The following is a 19,314-nucleotide window of genomic DNA, read 5'->3' as shown; positions in this document are numbered from 1 at the left end:
GGCTGCGGCCGTCGTCGGCTACGGGTATTTACCCGTTTCCGGTGTTGCGGCCCCGCCCGGACGCCCCTTGTCCGATAGCTTGGAAGACATGCCCCTCTGGTCGAGATCGTCGAAAATAACCGCAGAAAAGGAGACCACCGTGTCAGTGCAGGACCCCGGGGATTCCGCTGGGAACTTCCTGGTGCCGTGGCTCAAGCAGCTCGGCACTCATGCGGGCACTGACACCCTGCTCCACTTCTCGGCGGCCGCGTCCAACAACATTGATCTGACCCACGCTCACCCTTCGGGGCTGGCCCAACTGCTCGCGGGCCGCCGCACTCGACTCTCGACGCTCCTCCGCGACCCGGGCCAGTACGCGGCAGCGATGAAGGCGGGCCGAGTGCTGCGGGCGAAGATCTACGAGCTCGGCACCGAGCGGGGAATCGACGTCGGGTACCTGGCGGCAGGCACCGCCGCATGGCGGACCGTCGACGACGACGGCAGGCCCGAATCGTTGACAGCACCCGTGCTCCTGACCGCCGTGTCGCTGACGGTGCACGCGTCCCAGGATGACTATGAGCTCCAGCTCACCGAGCACGCCCGGTTGAACCCCGCCCTGGTGCGCCACCTGCGCTCTGCCCAGGGAGTGACCTTCGACGCTGAGGCCGTGGCCAAACTTGCCTACGGCACCGCCAGGTTTGATCCGCTGCCAGTTCTAGACCGGCTACGCGCGCTCACCGAAGGGGTGCGGGGGATGGCAATCGAGCACCATCTGCTGGTGTCCACCTTCGCAGATCTCGCGGATATTGCCGACGACCCGGCCATCCGCCCTGACCATCCGGTCCTTGCCGCGCTGATGGATGCGGCCAAGGGTGGGCACGCTGCGCCAATCGTCCCCACTATCCCGGCCGCCGAGACCCCAATCGACGAACGCCACCCAGCCGAAGAGCTGTTGATCAGGGACGCAGATTCCGCGCAGCAGCGAGTGCTGGACCAGATTGCCCAGGGACACTCCCTGGTGGTGTCAGCGCCCCCCGGCTCGGGACAAACCCAGACGGCGCTCAACGCTGTTGCAGCGCTAGTCGAGCAGGGTAAAAGCGTGCTGGTGGTGGCGGAGCGCCGCGGCACCCTCAACGAGGTGGTCCAGGAACTCGACACGCTCAACCTCGGGTCGTTGGTCCTGCAACTCAACGCCAACATCAACGAACAGCAGTTGAAAGACCAACTGATCCGCGCAATTGTGCGGAATGAGAAGGCCACCCGGCCCGAGCTGGACGGGCTGCACCAGACCCTCGTGGATCACCGTCACCAGCTGCAGGATCATGTGAAATCGCTGCACAATGTGCGCAGCCGTTGGGGTTGCTCTCCCTACCAGGCCATGCAGTCCCTCGCCGAGCTCACTTCGCTGAACCCCGCGCCGGCAACCACTGTGCGCCTGCTGCGCAGCGTGATGGACAGTATCCCCGACCGTGCCGAACTGGCGGGCAGGCTCCGCAGGGCAGCCGAGCTCGGCAGTTTCAGCGCCTCAGCCGTCGACAGCCCCTGGTACGGGGCGAAACTGCTGAACCGCAAAGAAACCGAACGCGCGCACCAGCTGGCCGTTGACCTCGCACGCGATATTCCGTTGCTCCGCGACAAAGTGCTACGCGTAGCCGATCATTCCCAGATCAGCCTTGGAAGCTCGTTCACCGAGTGGGGCGAACAGCTGGAACTTCTCGCCGCAGTCAGGGCCAGCCTCGACAAGTTCACACCGGATATCTTTGACCGTCCGGTCACCGACCTCATCACCGCCACTGCGTCGTCGTCCTGGCGCCGCGAACGGGCCATTGAGATGAGTTCGATGACCCGCTCACGGCTGCGCCGGGTAGCCAAGGAATATGTGCGCCCGGGAGTGCACATAGCCGACCTGCATACGTCCCTGGTGGAAGTCCAGCAACAGCGGACGCTTTGGACCCGCTACGCGACTACCGAACGGCACCCCGCGGTACCCACCGGTCTCGCCGAAATCAACAGTTTCCATCACAAGATCCGGCGGGAGTTGGAAGAGCTCGCCCAGGTGCTCTCCACCACTCCCGGTCATGTTGATCTCGCCACCATGCCGCTGGACGACCTCGGTTACCGCCTGGCCGAGCTCGCCAAGGACAAGCAGACCCTCGCCACTCTCCCGGAGCGCACGCTCCTCCTTGACGAGATGCGGGAGCACGGACTGGGTGAATTGCTCGACGACCTGGCCCGCCGCGAGGTGGAAGCGCGGCAGGTGGGATCCGAACTGGAACTCGCGTGGTGGCAGTCGGCACTCGACGCGATGATCAGCGGCGACGACTATCTTGCAATGTCCGACGGCGAAAGCCTCCGCCGGTTGGAAGCTGACTATCGGCTGGCCGACAACGCGCATATCGCTTCCGGCCCTGGCCGGCTCCGGTTTGCCCTTGCCGAACGGTGGCGCACCGCTCTGGCGGCGCGCCCGGCCGAGGCCGAGAAACTGAAGGAGTTGCTCCGCACCGGGACGCTTGACCTCGCGGGGCTTAGCGCGCAGGACGATGACCTGGTGACCGCGCTGATGCCGGTCTGGGCTGCCAGCCCACTCATGTTGCCGATGGTGTTACCGGCAGACAAGACCTTCGATGCGGTCATCATCCTCGACGCGGAATCCATTTCCCTGCAGTCGGCTGTTCCAGCCCTGGCGCGGGGAAGCCAGATCGTCGCTTTCGGCGATGACCGGCTCGGTGGTCCGCAGGCCTTCAACGTGGGTGCGGGAGCTGAGTCCGCGCCAGCCACTGACCAGCTGACCAGCGCCTATTCCGCGCTCTCTACTACCCTTCCGACCATAGCGTTGAGCGAGGTGTACCGCGGGGTCGACAAGGCCCTGACCGGGTACCTCAGTGACACCTTCTACGACGGCAGACTCTCACGGCTACCGCATGGAGCCGAAGTCGCCGGCACGGGGCGGACTCTTTCCGTTGACTATCTGCCAGACGGCACCGGGATGCCCAGTGCCGACCAGGCCGGGGTGGAAAGCGTTGCCGCCGAGGTTAGCCACGTTGTGGACCTGGTGTTTGAACACATTCGTCGTCGTCCCAGCAGCTCATTGGCCGTCGTCACCGCCAGTGCCCGCCACGCGGGGCGCGTTGGCCAGGCCATCAGACAGCGAATGGCCGACCTCCCGTGGGCGGCCGACTTTTTCGCTCCCGGCCGGGAATCCTTCCGGGTAGTGCCCGTTGAACGCGCCGCAGGACTCACCCGGGATTGCGTGATCTTTTCCCTGGGATTCGGCAGGACTCCCCACGGCAGGGCACTGCACAACTTCGGTCAGCTGTCCGGCCCCGACGGCCGGGGGCGCTTCGTGACGGCCATGACAAGGGCGCGCCACCAGCTCCATGTGGTGACCTGTTTCCTGCCTACGGATCTGGATCCAACCAGGCTCGAGCACGGTGCCCTGGACTTCTACGGCTTGCTTGAGCGCGAGTTGGGCGAGCCAGGTACTGACCCGGCCGGGGAGGTCCCCACCCTGCCGGAGCAGACCGCACACGCAGTGAACCCAGACCCATTGGTCGCCGACCTGGTGAACCGCCTCCGTGACCGCGGCGCCCAAGTGTTCGATCACTACGACGGGGTCCTCGACATTGTTGCCACAGCGGGACCGGATGCTGCCCAGCCCGCCGTATCGTCCTACACCGAGATCGTTACCGGTTCGCAGGCACCGCCTATGGCCATCGAATCGGACGGAACCGAGCGGTACCGAACCATGACCGTTCGGGAACGAAGCAGGCTCCGCCCTCAGTTGCTCGAACGGATGGGCTGGCGGTACATGCCCCTCTGGACCATTGAAGTGTTCACCGATCCGAACGGATGCGCCGACCTGATCGGTAGCTACCTGGGCCTCGCTGAGGTGTCAGGGAATGGCCGGCATAAGGAGGGCAGGACGAACATGAGCGGGACCGTTCAGGAGAGTCAGGGGCCACCTCGCCCGGAGTCCGAAGGGACTACGGCAGTGGGCCCAGCTGGATCTTCCTCATCCGACAGCGTGCTCCCCAAGCGCGCCGCTGAGGATGAAGCGCGCTCCTGGGGTGAGGGCGACGATTCTCATGAAGCGTGGTTGAAGGATCAGCGCCCGCCGCACTGGGATTGAGGAGCCCGCTCCGGAATGGTGACTGGAACCGGGCACCTCAGGGCAGCGCTGACTCAGCTGGCGGGGCGGTCAACACAAGGTGGACCTGACCGCTGCTGGACGACCCTGCCAGAGCGGCTGCGTAGGACGGGTCGGCGGCCACCACCACCAGTCCCTCACCGCCAGCATTGCCGGGCCAGGCCGCTGGCGTACTGCCCTCTGTTGAGGTTGAGGTCCACAGCACCGGCAACCCGCTGGCGATCACCGTTGCCGTTGCCGGAACCTCAAAGCCGTTCCCTGAGCTGAGCACCACGTCCACATGCTGGCCTGGCGACACTAACCGGACTGTCGACTGATCGGCCGGACGCACCGGTACGGCTACCGTCCCGGCTGGGGCACCGGTGAGAAGCCCGGGTCCCACGAAGGACGTCGGTGCAAGGACTGTATCGCGCAGTAGGGGAGTGGCGAGCTGTTCCCCTACCACAGCGCCGGGATCGGCGAACGATGTCGACGGGGCAGCCTCCGGTGGCAGGTTCAGGGTAGTCAGGTCATCGGCAGTCAGGACTCGGCCAACCGGCAGATCCTCGGCAGCCGCGACCACACTCACCAGTGTTTGTTCTGCCGGGACCAATGCCTCAACCGTGACCGCAGCGGCCAGGCACAACAGCAGGGCTGCCAACAACCGCCGGTTGCGAAACACGAACCGACGGAGGAACTGTCGTGGCCCTATGCGCCGCTGGGGATCGGTTCCGGGTGCCATCCACCCACGCTAGGACATTGGAGGCGACGGCGGTGGAGCCGGGATGCCTATGTGGACAACACGCCGCAGAACCCGTCGCGGTGGAGGAATAGTCCTAGCTGGCGGCGGCGGTGGTCTTTGTTGTCGGAGCCGGGTTCTTTGCTGCTTTGTTTGCCGCGGGCGCAGCATCCTTGGCGGCGGCCGGTGTACTGCTTCCGCCGTCGGAACCCTTGGCGGATGAGTCGGACGACGCCCCCGTGGTTGTGCCAGAGCCGCTGGCGCCCACATCAATTGACTTTTTGCTGTCGCGGGAATCGTTGCGGTAGAACCCTGACCCCTTGAAGACGACCCCTACGCTGTTGAACTTCTTGCGCAGCGAGCCCTCGCACGATGGGCACACAGTCAGTGAGTCATCAGAGAAGGCCTGGTGGACGTCGAAAGCGTGGTCGCAGTCTCTACAGGCGTAAGCGTATGTAGGCAAAGGAATCCTCCTGGACAAGCTAAAAAGTTTGGGGCTTGATCACCCAAGCCGGTATCGGCTGGCACTCTAGGGTCCCGAGTGCCAAGTCTACACCGCTGCACTGCCGTGCCCGATCCGGTGGAACGCGGACGGGGTGAAGGCTCCCATGAGCGGCATGTCCAGTGCTGTGGAGGCGAGAGTCTGTTCCGGCAACAGTTCATGGTCGTACAGGTAGGCCGTTGCCGGGACGTCCGGCACCGCTGACCGCAGCTGCGCAAGGAACCGGTCATAGTAGCCGCCCCCCTGGCCGAGCCGGGTGCCGCTCTGGTCGACGGCGAGGCCCGGCACCAGGAGAAGGGCGAACCCGCCGTAGCTTTCAAGCAGTTCGGCATAGTGAAAGCGCTGTCCTACCGGTTCAAGCAGGGGCGCACGGGGACTACGACGCAGGTCGACGCCGGGGCGCCACCTGCACCATGAAAGCTGATAACCCGGTTCGCAGATCGGTACGACGACGTCCAGCCCCTCCCGGATGAGCGTCTCAAGAAGCGGGAGCGTTCCAGGTTCCGGGGCCATCGACAGGTAGGCGGCCACCAGCCCCCCGGACGCCGTGCCCGGCTGGTCCAGCAACCAGTCAGAGACCTGCCGCTGCAGGCCGGCGGCGGCGAGCGCGCGGTCTTGCGGGGACATCGCCTGACGTGCGGCCCGGAACCGCTGCCGGGCCGCTTCCTTGAGCCCTGCGGGGGTGGTGGGTTCCATACCCGAACACTCTACCGATGCCCAGCGCGCCGGTGGCGTCCGCCGGTGTGGCGCTACCAGTGCACTGCCGTTATGTAGGGTGGTGTCATGACCTCACGAGTGAACAAGGCTGTCATCCCCGCTGCGGGACTTGGCACGCGCTTTCTTCCCGCCACTAAGGCGATGCCCAAAGAAATGCTTCCGGTAGTGGACAAGCCAGCCATCCAGTATGTCGTCGAGGAGGCAGTCAATGCTGGAATGACCGATATTCTCATGATCACCGGGCGAAACAAGCGCTCCCTCGAGGATCACTTCGATAGGGTGCCCTTCATCGAGCAGACGCTCGAGGCCAAGGGCGATCTTGAGAAGCTGGCAGCAGTGCGATACCCCTCCGAACTCGGGGACATTCACTACCTGCGCCAGGGTGACCCGAAGGGTCTAGGGCACGCTGTACTTCGGGCGAAGTTGCATGTCGGCAAGGAGCCGTTCGCCGTCCTGCTGGGCGATGACCTCATTGACGAGCGCGATGTCCTGCTGCAGACCATGATTGAGGTACAGGAAAAGACCGGCGGATCAGTGATTGCCTTGATCGAGGTTGATCCGGACCAAATCAGCGCCTACGGCTGCGCTGACATCTCCGCCATCGACGGCGAAGACTACGTCCGGGTCAGCGAGCTGGTCGAGAAGCCAGCCATCGATGAGGCGCCGTCAAACCTTGCTGTCATCGGCAGGTATGTGCTGCACCCCCGGGTTTTCGATGTTCTGGAAACCACCGGCCCAGGCCGTGGCGGGGAAATCCAGTTGACCGATGCGCTGCAGACGCTCGCCGCTGCAGACGGCGAGGGTTCGGGTGTCTACGGCGTGGTGTTCCGTGGACGACGCTACGACACCGGTGACAAGCTCAGCTACATCAAGGCCGTGGTCACGCTGGCCTCGGAGCGCGAGGACCTCGGCCCCGACCTTCAGGCGTGGCTGAAGAGCTTTACCCACACCCTGGACGACTAGCCCAAGCCAATGAACGGGCAATTCACTTGGCCGGTGACCCTCGAGACTGGTGACCTGGTGCTCCGGCCCGTCCGCCTTCGGGACAAGAAGGAGTGGTCGGCCGTCCGGCAGCACAACGCCGAGTGGCTGGCTCCCTGGGAGGCCTCCAATCCCGCTCCGGGGGGCTATCTGCCCAGTTACCCGGAGATGGTGCGGTCGCTTAGGAAGCAGGCGCGGGATGCCACCGGCCTCCCGTTTCTCATCACGGAACGCGGCCCCTACCACCGCGAAACGGTGATTGTCGGCCAGCTGACGGTGTCGACAATTGTCTGGGGATCGGCAATGAGCGCCACGCTCGGATATTGGGTGGATCGCCGACGCGCTGGCCGGGGGATCGCTCCGACCGCCGTCGCCCTGGTCACCGACTACTGCTTCCAAAGCTTGGGCCTGCACAGGATGGAAATCAACATCCGACCAGAGAATGCGGCAAGTCTCCGAGTGGTGGAGAAGCTCGGTTTCCGCGATGAAGGCCTGCGCCGAAGCTATCTGCACATCGCCGGGCAGTGGGCCGACCACCGGAGTTTCGCGGTGACTCATGACGAGGTGCCCGAAGGATTGCTGGCTCGGTGGCTGAAGCATCAGTCGTTGGGTCCCAGCGCACCGGGTGTGCGCCGTCCCGGCGACGACACACCCCCGGCAATACTCTCCTGAGCAGGGTAAACGCCCTACCGTTTTAGACGTGGACTTCTCTATGAACAGCTCGGTGGTGCTTGCCGCAATCGTCGGTCTCTGGCTGATCTGGGTTGCCCCCTACGTTCTTCGTATCCGCAGGCCAGCATTGCTGGTCGAGCCGGTTGCCACCTCTGCCCTAGTTCCGCCCGCAACAGCCGAGAGTCAAGTCTCTCAGGGGAGCATCATGGAAATGTCCGGACACAGCAACGACGCCTACCATGCCCGTAGGACTGGCACATCCAGCACCAGCCAGGCGGAGCGAGCCTCGTTCAATATCCGGCGTGACCGCACCTCGGTAGCCATCGTGGGCGCCGTTGCGCTGCTGGCGGCAGTCGTCTGCATTCCTCTCGCGGTGCTGTCCGTCGTCCCAGGCTCCATGCCTGTCGTAGCTTTTCTTGTGTTCCTGCTCGCCGTAGCGGGTCTTCGCCTCCTCGCCATTCGGGACCGGCGCCGGAAGGTTGATGCTGCCTTCGCCGACGCGATGTCAGCTCGTTTAAATACCACCCACGCCACCAGCGTCGTTCAGACGCCGCGCCCCGAAACCAGCCTTTTCGACGCCGAGAGTTCAGGCCCAGTCGACGTCGAGACTCCAGCAGCCGCCAAACGGTCGGCCACAGCGTCAAACCTCACGGCCACCGAACTTCGACAGGCGGCCCTCGCCGTTGCTGCTAACCCGTCAGCCGCCGGATCACCAGCCGCGGCTGCCGAAGCCTCAGCCCAGCCGGCCGGGACACCATGGCAGCCCGTTGAGGTCCCCAAACCAATGTACGTTGCGGCAGCGAAAGCTGAACGGCAGGCTCCAGCACCCCTTGAACTTCCCGAGGCACCCAAAGCCCAGTCAAAGACTTCCCTCAAGCAGGGCGCCACTGCGCCAATGGTCGACGACGCAGACCATTCATCGGGCAGCTCTGCCGCCAGTCCCACCACCGGCAGGATGAACCTGGATGACGTCCTGCAGCGTCGCCGGGCCTAATCCCTCCACACCCAATTCCAGGGCCGAAGCCGAGCAACTGCGTTTGCTGGAAGGCGACGGCGCCGCCGAACCACTACGCCTTGCCCTGGCGACCCTTGGCAAGCAGCCCATCAGTTGGTCGCTGGTCCAGGTCCACCACCGTCCTGGGGCCGGGGCAACCGGTATCTACCAGGTCCAGACGGACGCGGAAAACGGTCTCGCCACCACCGAGTTCCTGTGCATCAGTACGGCCCTGGTGCCAGCGAACACCCCAGCCACCGTCCAACTCAGCAGTCCCGACGGCGGCACCACGCTCACCGTGTGGCGGCACCCCAACGACCCACTGTTGCCAGGATTGTCCTGGGCTTGCGATGCCGCCTCAGTGGGTAGCGCGCTCTTCGCTGGCGTCCAGATTGCTGAACCTTCGGACGCGACACTGCCCGACCTCGCGACCGTCAGCTACCGGCCGCTCCGCCGGGCAGTCCTGACCGCTGATTTCGGCGTCGAGCGCCGCTACCTCAAGGTGCTTCGCAGCGGGCAGGGCGCCCAGCTCGCTGGGCGCCATCGGCTATTGATCGGTGCGGGCATCCCAGCGCCAGCATTGATTGGGGTGCCAGCCCGCGATGTCCTGGCGATGCACCCGGCGGCCGGCACGCCGCTGGCCGAACTGCTCATGAGTGACGGGGCGCGATCGCTTCAGCCCCGAACCCTTGTGGACCTGCTCCGGAAAATCCCTGTTGGGGCGATGCAACTCCCGGAGCGTCCGGCATGGGCCGCGCGCGTCAAGGATTATGCCCGGGCAGCGGCAGCCGTGCTGCCCAGCGAAGAGTCGAGGATCTCGGCCCTTGCCGCGAAGGTACACCGGCTGGTCACAGAGGTAGATGCCGGTCCCAGAGTTCCCTCGCATGGTGACTTCTACGAGGCAAACCTTCTTGTGACCAGTGGGCGCGTTTCAGGACTGCTCGACGTCGATGCCCTCGGCCCCGGGCTGTTGGTGGATGATTTGGCCTGCTTCATCGGACACCTGGCGGTACTGCCCGCCGTGGATAGCCGCTACGTCCATATCCCGCACGCTCTGCAGCGCTTCCTGGCGGCCTTTGATCGGGAAGTGCCTCCGGTAGCACTCCGGGGTCGCGCCGCGGGGGTGGCGCTGACCCTCGTTGCCGGGGCAAAACATCGAGCGACGGAGCGAGACCCGACCTCCTGGCGGGCCGACGCCCTGCAACGTCTCGCCGTTGCGGAGAGCCTCGCCGATCAGGCGCTGGCACTCCAGGGCTAACCAATTGTGAGAGATCTCTCATGGTCAGCTCCTTTCCGTCTCACAATCGCCGTGCACAGTGGTCTGTAGCACCATTTATCGTGGATCGAGAAAGGACCTCACCGTGCAGAAGCGAAACATCTGGATCGCCACTGGCTCGTTGAGCGTAATGGCACTCGGTTTGGGCGTCGCTGTCGCTGACAGCACTCACGCCCCCGTGGATCTTGGCTCCAGCATCAACCGGACTGATGTCGGGATGTCCACCGGCGATAGGACGGCGTCCGGCGATAGTCGGCAGCCCAGCGACGATGCCGACAGAAAAGCCATCGTCCCGGATAGTGGGGACCCCTCGCCCGCGCCTGCACCATCTCCCTCGCCTCGCACCACCGAAGCCTCGGCGCCGACGGCCGTCAGCGCGGCATCAGTGTCGCCGCCGGTGTCGCCCACGCCCGCTCCCGCGCCTGAGCAGGACCCAGCCCCCGCGCCGGCCGCAGCGCCAGGCCCGGCGCTAGCCCCGGCCCCAGCGCCCGCACCAGCCCCGGCGCCCGTGGTGGTTCCGGCCCCAGCACCGGTTCCGCCCTCGGACGGGACAGGGGGCGCTAACTATTCGGATGCCAGCGGCGCGTCTGCTCCTAGTGCCTCCAGTGGAGGCTAATTCGACTACAGGGCCGGTCCACGGTGTTGGAACCAGCTCTCGTCGCCGGGACTCCGGAGTGTTCCCCTAGCATTCCGGAGTTCCAACACCGCCGCCGCCGTTTTTTCGCGTTTGGGACCGTTCAGGATTCGTTCGAGGTCAGCCGGTATCCTATGCCTCGGACAGTGGTGAAGCGTTGCGCACCGAGCTTGTTCCGAAGATAACGCACGTACACGTCCACCACGTTGGACCCTGGATCGAAATCGTAGCCCCAGACCCGGGAGAGCAGTTGTTCGCGGCTCAGCACTTGTCCGGGGTTCCGCAGAAATGCCTCAGCCAAGGCAAACTCTCGCGCTGACAGGTCAACTTCCTTGCCACTGACGGCAGCGCGTCGGGTCCGGAGATCGAGCTGTAAATCCTGATGGGTCAACACGGAACTGTCACCATTGGGCGTCTCCTGGCGCAGCCGCAGGCGCACCCGGGCGAGCAATTCCTCGAATCGAAATGGCTTGGCCATGTAGTCGTCGGCACCGCCTTCCAGCCCCGCAACGGTGTCGTCGACCGAACTCCTGGCAGACAAAATAATGACCGGTGTGGTGTTCTTCGATTCCCGAAGGCGCCGCAACACCGTGAACCCATCCTGGTCCGGTAGCCCTAGGTCCAGGACGATCAGCTCAAAATCCCCGGTCTGGGCCAGATGGTAGCCGTCCCTGCCGTTGTCGGCGACAGTTGGCGCGTATCCTGCTGACCGTAGTCCTTTTGCAACAAACGAGCTGATGCGGTCCTCATCCTCGACAATTAGGATCTGGCTCAATCTTTTACTTCCTCTGATTTGTCTGTTGCCCGCTGATCGAGCGGCAGCACCATGGTGAATGTGGACCCTCTACCGCGGACGGATTCCAGGCGGACCGTACCGCCATGGGCGCCGACAATGGCATTGACGATCGTCAAGCCAAGACCTGAACCTTCGGTCCGCCGACCATGCGCGCCCCGCGCAAACCGGTCAAAAATTCGGCCCTGATCCTCCACCGGAACTCCGATTCCCTCATCTCGCACCCAGAGCGCCAAGCCGTTGGGGTCCAGCCGTGAGCCCACTGCAATGGTCGACCCGTCGCCCGAGAATTTCACTGCGTTGACGACGAGCTGCAGCCACGCCTGGGTAATTCGCCGGGAGTCGAGGAGGCAGGTGGATTCGGCCCGGGCATCGATGGTCCAACGTCGGGATCCCAGGGGGCGCGCCTTATCCAGCACCTCGTCAGTCAGACGTCCGACAGCTACCAGGTCCTGGCGCACAAATCCAGGCCGGGTGATCCCGGCGAGCGTGACCAGATCATCCACCAATAGCCGCATCCGATCCAGTTCATCCAAGGCTATTCCACGCACTGTGGCGACATCGGTGGGATCGCCGGAGTCCTGTAGTTCGAGGTGTCCCTGCACAATGGTGATGGGTGTTCGCAGTTCGTGGCCGACGTCGTCGAGAAGCTGACGCTGTGAGGTAAAGGACCCTTCGAGCCGTTCAAGCATTGCGTTGACGGTCCGGGTAAGCTCCGACAGATCGTCGTTGCCCGACACGGGTATCCGTTCCGAAAGGTCCGAATCTCCGATGCGTTGCGCGGTGTCACGCAGCAGTCGGATCGGCAGGAGAAGGTTGCCGACCAACAGCCAGCCAACTACGCCGATGAAGACCAGGGTACCGAAACTGATCAGGGCAAAAGCAGCAAAGGTCTGGTTGAGTTGCCTGTGCTCGGCCCGCGCGTCGAAGGCTAGAACATATTGGCTGGGGGAGGAATCAGCCGACAACTGAATGGGGACGATCAGTGCACGGTACGTAGTTTCGGCCGTGGAAATGCTTGAGACACGCACCCGCGACTGGTCCGCCTGGGTGGCTATATAGTCGACCAGTTCCCGGTCCTCCTCAAGCCGAAGCTGCACTGCAGGATTGGCGAGCAGTACCACGTCACCGTTTCGCATGCCCAACATGCCTTCGTTTGGCGCTGGGAGGGTGCGCTGCATGGCAACGTAGATGAGCTCTTCGGCCTCGGTGAAGTCCTCGCGCGTCGTCGGGTCAATGCCGGTATCCAGGAGGGACTCGAATTCGAGAAAGTTGCGTTCCAGTGAATCATCCATATCGGCATTGATATCGCTACGTTGCAATGCGTATGCGGCGGAGCCCGCCACCAACAAACCCAGGGCAGACAACGCGAGCACAGCGCCGAGTACCCGAGTCCTGACCGTCCAATAACCCCGCAGCGCTGAGATGATCCGCGCCCACATGCGCTGCCCCCGCCGGGGAGAGGGCGCCGCGGTGTCCCGGCTCTCGGGTGTCGATGGCTGATCGGCTTTGAGCGCGAAGGCCGCGCGGGGAAACCGGGAGGCGGGTTGCGGCTGACTGGCCGGTGCTTGCGGCTGCTGGTCGGATGAGGGTCGAAGAACGTCCGCGCCTGGGCTGCGCAACGGCTTAGTCGTCCCCATCGCCACCGCCGCCGTCACCACTGTCGTCGTCACCGCCGTTGTCGTCACCGCCGTTGTCGTCACCGCCGTTGTCATCCCAGCCTTCGTAGAAGCCCCCGTCGTCATCCAGGAGGTCGTCGGAGCCGTCGTCACCGCCGCCGGGAATCGGCAGTGGTGCGGGGACGACTTCCGGGGGTGCGGGAGCATCCGATGTTGGTGGGGGAGCCGGATCAGACGAGGCGCCGTCGTCCGCGGCCTCTGCAGTGTCCGACGGCGACGGCGACGGGGTGGTTGGCGCCGGGGGCGGCGAGGAGGGGGAAATCTCGACCACCGAGGATCCGAGGTCTTCGGGGACGGGATCGTGCAGGGCACCAACCAGTCCCGCGCCGGCGGCTGCCAAACCCCCGGCGCACACCGCACCCACCAACCAGGCGGGGAGCACCGAGGACTTCATGGTCTCAGTATCCCCCCTGGAGATGAGACGCACATGAGAGTTGGGCCAAAAATTACAGTTCCCCGGCGAGGATCCGCAGCAGCGGTTCAGTGCGATAAGGAATGTGCTCGTGCAAGGCAAGGACCGTCTCGGTGCGGATTACACCCTTGATGCGGAGAATCGATCGCAACGCGGATTGCAGATGATGGGTGTCGGTCGCGGTGACCCGGCACCAGATATCGCCCCGTCCGGAAATCTCATGCACCTCGAGCACCTGATGGAGGCGGCGGAGGCCCGAGATGACGCCGTCGAGTTCGCGGTGTGCCACTTCGATGGTGACAAAGGCGGCGACGTCGTAGCTGAGGGCCTCCAGATCGAGCTCCCGGCCGCTCGACCTGAGAGTTCCGGAGCGGAGCAGACGTCGAATCCGTGATTGGGCAGTGTTGCGGGCCACCCCGAGGAGGTCGCTGAGTTCCCCGATCTGAGCCCGTGGATCGCGGACTAGCTCCAGAAGGAGCCGGAGGTCGACGAGGTCCAACTTACTCATCGCGAGCACTTCCCTTCAAAAACGGAACAGTAAATTGACTATTTCGTTCAATTTTACTCTCTCAGGTAATCCTCATTAACCGCTAAGCCGGAGAATAAGGGAAATATGCGCTGTTTGTTCTACTGTCTGGAGTTAGCGTGAGTGTGCTCAGCGAGCTGCGGATGAAGCCATCCGACAAGCCGCGCTGGAGTTGGGATGCGTCGGTGAGGAGCCGGCTGATTCTTGCTGCGGTGGTGATCTCGACGTTGCTGATCGGTGCGAACCTCGCGACGCCGCTTTACCCTTTGCTGCAGGTCGAACTTGGCATCTCTCCACTGGAGGTCACTGTGGCCTTTTCTGCCTATGTGGTGACGCTGGTGATTGGCCTACTCCTGGTGGGCCATTGGTCGGATCACGTGGGTCGGCGCGCCGCCCTGGTGCTCGCCATCGTGATCGGGTTTGCCGGTGCCAGCGTCTTTGCCGCTGCTTCCTCCTTGCCCACGCTTGTGCTGGGACGCTGTCTGCAGGGTGCGGCGGTGGCCTTGGCGACGGGTGCCAGTTCGGCTGCGCTGCGCGATCTGTTGCCTCATCGACCGGATTGGGCCTCGCGGTTTACGCTCCTGGCTTCAGCCGGCGGTGTTGCGGCGGGTCCGGTGATTGGTGGTGTGTTGTCCCTCCTCCCGGATCCCACTCGCACACCGTTCACCCTTTATTCGGCGGTGCTGCTAGTGCTCTTGATTCCCCTGTTGACGCTGAAGGCACGGCCGGCCATTCATTCAGCCTCGGAGGCTTCCCGGCTGAGCGTGTTGAGGCCACGCCGTCCCGCGGTGTCGAGGGCAGCAGGGCGAGCCTTTTGGGCCGCCTCAGCGGTAGGGTTTCTCAGCTTCGCCGTTTTTGGATTCACTCTCAGCCTGGCTCCCACCTACTTTGCCTCGCTGGCTGGGATTGATTCCCGACCGTTGATCGGTCTGCTGTCAGCTCTGGTTCTGGCGGCGTCTGCGCTCAGTCAGTTGATGAAGGTCCGGGGCAGGCACATCGTAGGATGCGGATTGACGCTGCTGGGTGTGGCGGTCGCGCTGATCCCAGTAGCTGGCGCCTTCAATAGCGTGCCGCTCCTGGTGCTGGCGTGCGTGGCCGCTGGCGCGGGGCAGGGCGTGGCGTTCCGTATTGTCTTTAACGAGGTATCCCTGCAGGTGGAAACCTCGCAGCACGCGCAGATCATCAGCACCCTGTATGTCATGACATACCTGGGAAGCGCCCTTCCGGTAATTGGCCTGGGGGCGGCCGTGCAGGTGTGGGGACTAGATCTATCGGTGGCAGGGTTCGCTGGCCTGATAGCGCTCGCCTCCCTGACGCTGGCAGCGGTAAGCCTGCGCCGCACATTCGCTTCCCCCGCGATGCGGTCAATCAATCGGCTATAACCCAACCGTCAGCTCCCTTGCTGCGCGGCGGGGTGCTCCACGAGTCACCAGGCTACGGAAGCACCCCGGTATTGCCCGGCAGGTGGTCAAACACGAGGGTGGTCTCGGTATGTCCCACCACCGGATCGGTCGTCAGATGATCCAGGACCCAGTCCCTGAGGACATCGGTGCTGGGCACCGCTAGGTGCAACAGATAGTCCACGGATCCCGCCACATGGAAGGTCGACACTACCTCGGGCAAATTCGGAACCCGCGCTGTGAATCGATCGATCTCCTCGCGGTTATGGCCCTTGAGCTGTACCGAGACCATAGCCTGCACCGCCCTGCCAACCGCCGCGAAGTCGAGCTGTGCATGGTAGCCACTGATCACGCCGCGCTCCACGAGAGCGCGGGTCCGCAGCAGAGCGGTGGAGGGGGCTACGCCAATCCGTTCGGCGAGTTGCGCGTTGGTCATCCTGGCGTCAGCGACCAGCTCTCTGAGGATCAGTTGGTCGGTCTGATCAAGCACCAGGGCGTCCCGCGCAAGCGCGATGGGGGCGAATGACTCAGGTGCGGCGTCTTCGGCCATGGGCAAGCCACTTCCTTGTGAACGACGGCGGTTGACCTCCACCCTAGCGGTCCAGCCCAGCCAACAGCTGGCCAACCAGCTCGGCCGCCCCGATCGCGGGGGCCGAGCGATACCCGGTGCCCGCCCACAGTGCCATAGCGTCCGGGTCCCTCGCTGCACCTGCCGCGGCGCGCAGGGGTGCTGTCACATGGTGCAGCTCGGGGTATCCCAGCGGGGCATCGCGATGTTCCCTGATAAACCGGTTCTGCAGACCCCTCGCCGGACGTCCACTGAACGCCCGGGTAATCGCGGTCCGAGGAAAGTCTGGAGACCCGAGCGCGTCCTTATGTGGCTGACGTGCGCCGCTCTCGTGCGTGCGCACGAACAACGTGCCCAGCTGCACCGCGATCGCTCCGGACGCGAGCACCTGTCGGATATCCGATCCACCAGTCAATCCGCCCGCGGCCATGAGCGGGACGGTCGCATGTCGAATAAGGTCAGCCGTCAGGGCTGCGACGTCGACGGTGGAATCGTCTGGGCCGGTGCCAGCGTCGAAAACGGCGCTGTGTCCCCCAGCCGAGGCATGCTGGATGACCGCGGCGTCCACCTCGCGGTCCTGGGCGATAAGGAGTTCCCGCAGGCGGGTCACTGTTGCGATCACCACCGTGCCGCGGTCCTGGAGGGCTCTGATCACCGAGCGGTCGGGAAGGCCGAATGTCAGGCTCACGAAGGGTACCGGCTCGGCCAGCAGTGAATCGATCTTGGAGTCCCAGGCATCATCGTCGTAGCGGGGTTCGGGGAGAGGCACCCCATAACGGTCCGCAAGGGGGCGGAGGGTGTCTCGGTAGGCCTGCAGCTCATCACTGTTGCTGGCCGGAGGGCCGGGCACAAAGAGGTTAACCCCGAAGGGCAGGCCGCTGGCCCGAACCGCAGCAATCTCTGCGCGCATGCCGTCCGCCGATTTGTACCCGGCTGCCAGGAAGCCGAAGCCACCAACCCGCGCAACTGCACTGACCAGTGCCGGGGTTGATACCCCGCCGGCCATGGGCGCCGCGATAATGGGGGAGGGGAACATCAGAGGATCCTTTGCTCAGTTGGCGTGGTCATCCAGCGCCGCGGTGCAGTTGGCAATCAAACGGTCGAGCTGACGCCGCAGGACGGCGTCGTCGAGACCCTCGTCGACGCCGTCGAGCGTCGTTTCGAGCCCATGCCATGCCGCATCGGTCAGGCGTCGGCCAGAGATCGTCAGGGCAACTACGTTAGCCCGCTGATCCTTGGTGCTGATAGTGACATCCACTAGACCCAGCTGCTTCAACTGTTGGACGCGCTGCGTGATTGAAGCCCGGCTCACGTCGAGCGATTGGGCGATGGCCTGCTGGGGGGAGGGGCCAGCGATACGGAGGGCAAGCAGGACCAGGAACGGTGCATAGCGGACTCCGTGGCGGGCGTGGAGGTACTCATCCGACACCCTATTCACCAGGGTTGTCGCCCGGTGAAGCTTGAAGACAGTCGATTGTCGAAGATCCATACTGTTAAGTAGTTAACTTTTTCGGTGCCACGTCAAGTATGGGTTCATGCTGCCTGACCGGCTGGCTAGACTTGGCGCCATGACTGCTGCCTGGGACACAAGGGTCGGAGCCTACGGGCTGATTATCAACGACGGCAAGATTCTCCTGGCGCACTGGAATGACTCGGGCGCTACCGGGTGGACGCTGCCCGGGGGCGGTCTGGAACTCGGCGAGGATGCGCCCACCGCGGCAGTCAGGGAAATTTTCGAGGAAACCGGCTACACCGCCGCGCTGGATGAACTGCTGGGAATAGACAGCCTGCACATTTCAGCGTCCGATCGCCTGACCAACTCCACCCGGCCGATGCATGCTCTGCGGGTGGTTTATCGGGCGCACACCGTTGAAGGATTCCTGCGGCACGAGGCGAATGGATCCACCGATCGGGCTGCCTGGGTGGATCTTGAGGAGCTGCCGGACCTTGATCGGGTGGGTCTGGTCGATATTGCCCTGGCGATGGGGCATCAACGATGAGGATCGGTAGTCGATTGGCCGTCCCGAACAGCGGAGCGGCGGGCGCCGCCGGGCGCTAATCACGTCTCCCGCCGCTCGGCTGTGGCATCCTGTGTAAATGGCAGAATTCAAGCAGTCAACCAAGCTCCGAAACGTTCTCTACGACATCAGGGGACCGCTGCTCGACCACGCCAAGTTCATGGAGGCCGAGGGCCACCGGATTCTCAAGCTCAACATCGGTAATCCTGCGCCCTTCGGTTTCGAAGCGCCGGAGGCCATTCTGGTGGATATGATCCGCCACCTGCCCAAGGCCCAGGGCTACAGCGACTCCCGCGGGATATTTTCCGCCCGGACCGCTGTGGTGCAGTACTACCAGAGTCGCGGTCTCACCCACATGGACGTCGACGACGTATACCTCGGCAACGGGGTCAGCGAGCTGATCACCCTATCGCTGCAGGCCCTGCTCAACAACGGCGACGAGGTATTGGTGCCTACGCCGGACTACCCGCTGTGGACCGCGTCAGTGTCCCTGGCCGGCGGGACAGCCGTGCATTACCTCTGCGACGAGGACAACCATTGGTGGCCCGACCTTGAGGACCTGGCGTCAAAGATCACCAGCCGCACCAAGGGAATTGTGCTGATCAACCCCAATAACCCGACGGGCGCCGTCTACCCCCGCTCCATCATCGACGGGATGGTGAAGCTGGCCCGCGAACATGGGCTCATCATCTTCGCCGATGAGATCTACGAGAAAATCCTGTACGACGACGCAGTCCACATCAACGCGGCAACTGTCACTGGGGAAGACGTCCTGTGCCTGACGTTCAGCGGATTGTCGAAGGCCTACCGGATTGCCGGGTTCCGCAGTGGCTGGATGGCCATCACCGGACCCAAGCACCAGGCAGCTGACTACATCGAGGGAATCAACCTGCTGGCCAACATGAGGTTGTGCGCCAACGTTCCTGCTCAACACGCAATCCAGACTGCGCTGGGCGGGCACCAGAGTATCAACGACCTGATTTTGCCCGGGGGCCGACTGAAACAGCAGCGCGACAAGGCCTACCAGCTGTTGAACGATATTCCCGGGGTGAGCTGCGAGCTGGCGCAGGGAGCCCTGTACCTGTTTCCAAGGCTCGACCCGGAGATGTATCCGATCAAGGATGACGAACAGTTTGCCCTTGACCTGCTGAAGCAGCAAAAGATCCTGATCTCGCATGGCCGGGCCTTCAACTGGATCAACCCCGACCATTTCCGGATGGTCACCCTACCCAACGTCGCCGACCTCGAGGATGCCATTGGTCGGCTCGCTGAGTTCCTGAGTACCTACAAGCCCTAGC

Annotated in this window: 19 protein-coding genes; 8 read left to right on the top strand and 11 right to left on the bottom strand. The window is 64.0% G+C overall.

The genetic code is table 11. The annotated features are described in order from the left end of the window. Positions 1–88 precede the first annotated feature (88 nt). A complete protein-coding gene (locus tag ACX80A_RS01690) occupies positions 89–4,108 on the top strand; it encodes a DUF4011 domain-containing protein (protein WP_459257965.1) in 4,020 nt (1,339 codons plus the stop codon). A 37-nt stretch (positions 4,109–4,145) separates the two neighbouring features. Here ACX80A_RS01690 and cpaB read toward each other — a convergent pair whose 3' ends face one another. The 3 genes from cpaB to ACX80A_RS01675 all read right to left on the bottom strand — a co-directional run bounded on the left by cpaB (position 4,146) and on the right by ACX80A_RS01675 (position 6,042). After that, positions 4,146–4,847: a Flp pilus assembly protein CpaB gene (gene cpaB / locus ACX80A_RS01685; protein WP_459257964.1), complete on the bottom strand. Its 702-nt coding sequence runs from the start codon at positions 4,845–4,847 to the stop codon at positions 4,146–4,148. A 94-nt stretch (positions 4,848–4,941) separates the two neighbouring features. Continuing rightward, positions 4,942–5,307, bottom strand: coding sequence for an FmdB family zinc ribbon protein (locus ACX80A_RS01680; protein WP_459257963.1), 366 nt, complete (start codon positions 5,305–5,307; stop codon positions 4,942–4,944). Between the two features lie 87 nt (positions 5,308–5,394). Further along, complete coding sequence (locus tag ACX80A_RS01675; protein ID WP_459257962.1) at positions 5,395–6,042, bottom strand: 5-formyltetrahydrofolate cyclo-ligase; 648 nt, start codon at positions 6,040–6,042, stop codon at positions 5,395–5,397. A gap of 87 nt (positions 6,043–6,129) precedes the next feature. Between ACX80A_RS01675 and galU the strand changes: the two genes are divergently transcribed. Genes galU through ACX80A_RS01655 form a run of 4 tightly spaced genes read left to right on the top strand, consistent with a single transcriptional unit; the run spans position 6,130 to position 9,968 of the window. Further along, positions 6,130–7,026 (top strand): UTP--glucose-1-phosphate uridylyltransferase GalU, encoded by an 897-nt coding sequence (gene galU, locus ACX80A_RS01670; protein WP_459257961.1) that lies wholly within the window; start codon positions 6,130–6,132, stop codon positions 7,024–7,026. A gap of 9 nt (positions 7,027–7,035) precedes the next feature. Further along, positions 7,036–7,716 carry a GNAT family N-acetyltransferase gene (locus tag ACX80A_RS01665; RefSeq protein WP_459257960.1) on the top strand — a complete coding sequence of 227 codons (681 nt, stop codon included), beginning with the start codon at positions 7,036–7,038 and terminating at the stop codon, positions 7,714–7,716. A gap of 28 nt (positions 7,717–7,744) precedes the next feature. Continuing rightward, the gene (locus tag ACX80A_RS01660; protein WP_459257959.1) at positions 7,745–8,710 is read left to right on the top strand and encodes a hypothetical protein; all 966 of its coding nucleotides are present in this window, start codon (positions 7,745–7,747) and stop codon (positions 8,708–8,710) included. Then, on the top strand, positions 8,682–9,968 hold the full coding sequence (locus ACX80A_RS01655) for a phosphotransferase (protein ID WP_459257958.1): 1,287 nt from the start codon (positions 8,682–8,684) through the stop codon (positions 9,966–9,968). Before ACX80A_RS01660 ends, ACX80A_RS01655 begins: the two co-directional genes overlap by 29 nt. Before the next feature lie 186 nt (positions 9,969–10,154). Here ACX80A_RS01655 and ACX80A_RS01650 read toward each other — a convergent pair whose 3' ends face one another. From ACX80A_RS01650 to ACX80A_RS01630, 5 genes are all read right to left on the bottom strand, one after another. Further along, on the bottom strand, positions 10,155–10,394 hold the full coding sequence (locus ACX80A_RS01650; RefSeq protein ID WP_459257957.1) for a hypothetical protein: 240 nt from the start codon (positions 10,392–10,394) through the stop codon (positions 10,155–10,157). Positions 10,395–10,723: 329 nt separating this feature from the next. Further along, a complete protein-coding gene (locus ACX80A_RS01645) occupies positions 10,724–11,395 on the bottom strand; it encodes a response regulator transcription factor (RefSeq protein ID WP_459257956.1) in 672 nt (223 codons plus the stop codon). Next, a complete protein-coding gene (locus tag ACX80A_RS01640) occupies positions 11,392–13,116 on the bottom strand; it encodes a sensor histidine kinase (RefSeq protein ID WP_459257955.1) in 1,725 nt (574 codons plus the stop codon). The genes ACX80A_RS01645 and ACX80A_RS01640 overlap by 4 nt, the downstream gene beginning before the upstream one ends. Next, complete coding sequence (locus ACX80A_RS01635; protein ID WP_459257954.1) at positions 13,040–13,486, bottom strand: hypothetical protein; 447 nt, start codon at positions 13,484–13,486, stop codon at positions 13,040–13,042. Before ACX80A_RS01635 ends, ACX80A_RS01640 begins: the two co-directional genes overlap by 77 nt. Positions 13,487–13,538: 52 nt before the next feature. Continuing rightward, complete coding sequence (locus tag ACX80A_RS01630) at positions 13,539–14,012, bottom strand: Lrp/AsnC family transcriptional regulator (protein WP_459257953.1); 474 nt, start codon at positions 14,010–14,012, stop codon at positions 13,539–13,541. Positions 14,013–14,149: 137 nt separating this feature from the next. Between ACX80A_RS01630 and ACX80A_RS01625 the strand changes: the two genes are divergently transcribed. After that, the gene (locus ACX80A_RS01625; RefSeq protein ID WP_459257952.1) at positions 14,150–15,412 is read left to right on the top strand and encodes an MFS transporter; all 1,263 of its coding nucleotides are present in this window, start codon (positions 14,150–14,152) and stop codon (positions 15,410–15,412) included. A 52-nt stretch (positions 15,413–15,464) separates the two neighbouring features. Here ACX80A_RS01625 and ACX80A_RS01620 read toward each other — a convergent pair whose 3' ends face one another. Genes ACX80A_RS01620 through ACX80A_RS01610 form a run of 3 tightly spaced genes read right to left on the bottom strand, consistent with a single transcriptional unit; the run spans position 15,465 to position 17,487 of the window. Beyond that, positions 15,465–15,980, bottom strand: a complete 516-nt coding sequence (locus ACX80A_RS01620; RefSeq protein ID WP_459257951.1) for an Lrp/AsnC family transcriptional regulator — start codon at positions 15,978–15,980, stop codon at positions 15,465–15,467. Between the two features lie 43 nt (positions 15,981–16,023). Then, on the bottom strand, positions 16,024–17,034 hold the full coding sequence (locus tag ACX80A_RS01615; protein ID WP_459257950.1) for a nitronate monooxygenase: 1,011 nt from the start codon (positions 17,032–17,034) through the stop codon (positions 16,024–16,026). A 15-nt stretch (positions 17,035–17,049) separates the two neighbouring features. Beyond that, the gene (locus tag ACX80A_RS01610; RefSeq protein ID WP_459257949.1) at positions 17,050–17,487 is read right to left on the bottom strand and encodes a MarR family winged helix-turn-helix transcriptional regulator; all 438 of its coding nucleotides are present in this window, start codon (positions 17,485–17,487) and stop codon (positions 17,050–17,052) included. Positions 17,488–17,566: 79 nt separating this feature from the next. On the opposite strand from ACX80A_RS01610, the gene ACX80A_RS01605 reads away from it, so the two are divergent. Together ACX80A_RS01605 and ACX80A_RS01600 are read left to right on the top strand one after the other, a co-directional pair. Then, on the top strand, positions 17,567–17,998 hold the full coding sequence (locus tag ACX80A_RS01605) for an NUDIX hydrolase (RefSeq protein WP_459257948.1): 432 nt from the start codon (positions 17,567–17,569) through the stop codon (positions 17,996–17,998). A 97-nt stretch (positions 17,999–18,095) separates the two neighbouring features. Continuing rightward, a complete protein-coding gene (locus ACX80A_RS01600; protein ID WP_459257947.1) occupies positions 18,096–19,313 on the top strand; it encodes a pyridoxal phosphate-dependent aminotransferase in 1,218 nt (405 codons plus the stop codon). The last annotated feature ends 1 nt before the right edge of the window (position 19,314 follow it).

The organism is Arthrobacter sp. TMN-50, assembly GCF_054511125.1.
Note: the sequence above shows the minus strand (reverse complement) of the source record. Positions and strands in the feature narration are given on the sequence as shown.

Coding starts and splice junctions, on each gene's coding strand:
- ACX80A_RS01690 (WP_459257965.1), top strand. CDS start 89: ATGCCCCTCTGGTCGAGATCGTCGAAAATAACCGCAGAAAAGGAGACC.
- cpaB (WP_459257964.1), bottom strand. CDS start 4,847: ATGGCACCCGGAACCGATCCCCAGCGGCGCATAGGGCCACGACAGTTC.
- ACX80A_RS01675 (WP_459257962.1), bottom strand. CDS start 6,042: ATGGAACCCACCACCCCCGCAGGGCTCAAGGAAGCGGCCCGGCAGCGG.
- galU (WP_459257961.1), top strand. CDS start 6,130: ATGACCTCACGAGTGAACAAGGCTGTCATCCCCGCTGCGGGACTTGGC.
- ACX80A_RS01665 (WP_459257960.1), top strand. CDS start 7,036: ATGAACGGGCAATTCACTTGGCCGGTGACCCTCGAGACTGGTGACCTG.
- ACX80A_RS01655 (WP_459257958.1), top strand. CDS start 8,682: ATGACGTCCTGCAGCGTCGCCGGGCCTAATCCCTCCACACCCAATTCC.
- ACX80A_RS01635 (WP_459257954.1), bottom strand. CDS start 13,486: ATGAAGTCCTCGGTGCTCCCCGCCTGGTTGGTGGGTGCGGTGTGCGCC.
- ACX80A_RS01630 (WP_459257953.1), bottom strand. CDS start 14,012: ATGAGTAAGTTGGACCTCGTCGACCTCCGGCTCCTTCTGGAGCTAGTC.
- ACX80A_RS01620 (WP_459257951.1), bottom strand. CDS start 15,980: ATGGCCGAAGACGCCGCACCTGAGTCATTCGCCCCCATCGCGCTTGCG.
- ACX80A_RS01615 (WP_459257950.1), bottom strand. CDS start 17,034: ATGTTCCCCTCCCCCATTATCGCGGCGCCCATGGCCGGCGGGGTATCA.
- ACX80A_RS01610 (WP_459257949.1), bottom strand. CDS start 17,487: ATGGATCTTCGACAATCGACTGTCTTCAAGCTTCACCGGGCGACAACC.
- ACX80A_RS01605 (WP_459257948.1), top strand. CDS start 17,567: ATGACTGCTGCCTGGGACACAAGGGTCGGAGCCTACGGGCTGATTATC.
- ACX80A_RS01600 (WP_459257947.1), top strand. CDS start 18,096: ATGGCAGAATTCAAGCAGTCAACCAAGCTCCGAAACGTTCTCTACGAC.